At 43.8% G+C, this 2,214-nt stretch carries 3 protein-coding genes; 2 read left to right on the top strand and 1 reads right to left on the bottom strand.

Annotated features, from left to right (window positions below):
• Positions 1 to 38: 38 nt before the first annotated feature.
• Positions 39 to 1,031 carry an OmpA family protein gene (locus CAG68_RS04385; RefSeq protein WP_047101223.1) on the top strand — a complete coding sequence of 331 codons (993 nt, stop codon included), beginning with the start codon at positions 39 to 41 and terminating at the stop codon, positions 1,029 to 1,031.
• A gap of 88 nt (positions 1,032 to 1,119) precedes the next feature.
• On the opposite strand, the gene CAG68_RS04380 is transcribed toward CAG68_RS04385, so the two are convergent.
• Complete coding sequence (locus CAG68_RS04380) at positions 1,120 to 1,722, bottom strand: beta-phosphoglucomutase family hydrolase (RefSeq protein ID WP_017819896.1); 603 nt, start codon at positions 1,720 to 1,722, stop codon at positions 1,120 to 1,122.
• A gap of 76 nt (positions 1,723 to 1,798) precedes the next feature.
• On the opposite strand from CAG68_RS04380, the gene arfB reads away from it, so the two are divergent.
• Positions 1,799 to 2,212 (top strand): alternative ribosome rescue aminoacyl-tRNA hydrolase ArfB, encoded by a 414-nt coding sequence (gene arfB, locus CAG68_RS04375; RefSeq protein WP_017635196.1) that lies wholly within the window; start codon positions 1,799 to 1,801, stop codon positions 2,210 to 2,212.
• The last annotated feature ends 2 nt before the right edge of the window (positions 2,213 to 2,214 follow it).

The following is a 2,214-nucleotide window of genomic DNA, read 5'->3' as shown; positions in this document are numbered from 1 at the left end:
AAGTAGAAGTTAATATGCAATCAATACAAGGAAACATTATGAACAAAGTAGCAATTGCAGTAGCAGCAGTGGTAGCTGGTAGTAGCGCGCTTTTAAACTCTGCTCAAGCTGAAATGTACATCGGGGGCAAAGTGGGCATGACTACACTTGACGACGCTTGCTATCTAAATAGCCCTTGTGATGATGAAGCGTTCGGTGCAGGACTACATATCGGTTATGACTTTACCGATATCATCGGGCTAGAGTACGGCGTAGACTTCTTAGGCGACTACAAAGCTAACTCGATGTCAGGGGCTAATACGATTAATACGATTGACGGCAATCTAACGGCTTTAACACTTGCACCTAAATTCAACTGGCACTTAAACGACTCTTGGAATCTGTTTGCTAAGATCGGTGGTGCTTACATGATGTCTGATGACGAAACAGACTTTGTCCCAACAGGTTCTTTGGGTGCTGAATACTCGATCGATAGAAACTGGAGTGTTCGCGCTGAATACCAACGTTACCAAGACATGTCTGACGACGTGTGGGACGACATGGATGCTAACTTCTTTGGTATCGGTGTTAACTACAAATTCGCAGCAGCTCCAGTTGTTGCAGCAGTTGTAACGGAAGAAGTGATCGAGCCAGATCCAGAACCAGTGATGATGAGCAAGGTGCACAAAGAAGAGTACGGTACAGGTACGTTTGAATTCGATAGTGCTAAGTTAACAGAGTCCGTTTCTGAACGTCTGGACAACTTTGTTTCATTCTTGAACGAATATCCTCAAGCTCAAGTAGAGATTACTGGTTACACGGATAGCTCAGGCCCTGCGGCATACAACCAAAAACTGTCTGAGCGTCGTGCTCAATCTGTTGCTGATTACCTAACCGCAGCTGGCATTGGTTCAGATCGTTTGACAGTTAAAGGTATGGGTGAAGAAAACCCAGTTGCTGACAACAGCACTCGCGAAGGTCGTGAGAAAAACCGTCGCGTAGAAGTTGTGGTACCTTCATTTGAATACCAAGAGCTAGTTCAACCAGAATAAGCATCTATGATTCATGATCGATGATGTGGTAAAAATTAATGGGGTGCATTTGCACCCCATTTTGATCTCATATTAAGGGATATTGCCACTATGGTTTTGGGAAAAAGATCAACTCATTATCTTGCACCATAACGCAATCCATACCAGCTGCATGCGCCGCTCGCTTCCCCAACTCAGTATCCTCGAACACAAGACACTGTGACGCCTCCAAGTCGAGTTGTTCCGCGGCCACCAAAAAGGTATCTGGAAAGGGTTTATGGTTCTCTACATCACTCGCGGTTACTACAACATCCAACTTGTCTAATAAACCTGCATGACTTAATAAGCGCATGGCACTTTCTCGTTGACTGCCAGTCCCGACTGCAATTTTCTTATGGCCTAAATATTCCTCTAACACGATGTTCGTGCAAGGAATAACGTCACCATGAAGCTCCATAGCAGCGAATGTTTCCATTTTAAATGTCGCGACAGTTTTAGGATCTAACGAAAGCTCATGCACACGATTTAGTTCCTCAACAATTTTAAAGCTCGGCATCCCTCCCAAACTGTGAAACCATTCCTGGCAAAACGGAAAATCAAAACGCTCAGCAGTTGCTTGCCAAGCTGCCAAATGGGCTGGCATGGTATCGATTAGAGTACCATCCATATCAAATATGAATCCCTCATAGGGTCTAAAATCAATCGTGCTCATGTCTTTTCTTCTATTTGTGCATCTGTAATGTTAATTTATCAGCTCTTTCAATCGTCCTTACCGGCATTTACTTATCATGCTCAAAATTTCGAACTCCGTCACAATTCAAGAGTGGGAAATTCAATTATCCCCAATTAGAGCTCAAGGAAATGGTGGCCAGAACGTTAACAAGGTAGCGTCCGCTATACACCTGCGCTTTGATATCCGGCATTCAAGCTTACCTGACTTTTACAAAGAGCGATTACTTGCACTTTCTGATAGTCGTATAAGTAAAGATGGCGTGATCATCATCAAAGCGCAACAATTTCGGACACAAGAACAAAATAAGGAAGACGCCCTAAATCGGCTTCAAGCATTGATAAAAGCTGCCGCTTTACAGGAGAAGAAGCGTATTAAAACGAAACCAACCCGCGCTTCTCAACGCCGACGACTTGATACAAAAAACAAGCACGGAGCGAAAAAACAGCAACGTAAGAAAGTGCTGTATTAGTG

It is taken from the genome of Vibrio sp. V42_P2S4T144, from assembly GCF_009904715.1.
Classification (GTDB): Bacteria; Pseudomonadota; Gammaproteobacteria; order Enterobacterales; family Vibrionaceae; genus Vibrio; species Vibrio alginolyticus.
Note: the sequence above shows the minus strand (reverse complement) of the source record. Positions and strands in the feature narration are given on the sequence as shown.

Bases quoted from the DNA above. Each gene is read 5' to 3' on its own strand.
- CAG68_RS04385 (WP_047101223.1), top strand. From the start codon at position 39: ATGAACAAAGTAGCAATTGCAGTAGCAGCAGTGGTAGCTGGTAGTAGC.
- CAG68_RS04380 (WP_017819896.1), bottom strand. From the start codon at position 1,722: ATGAGCACGATTGATTTTAGACCCTATGAGGGATTCATATTTGATATG.
- arfB (WP_017635196.1), top strand. From the start codon at position 1,799: ATGCTCAAAATTTCGAACTCCGTCACAATTCAAGAGTGGGAAATTCAA.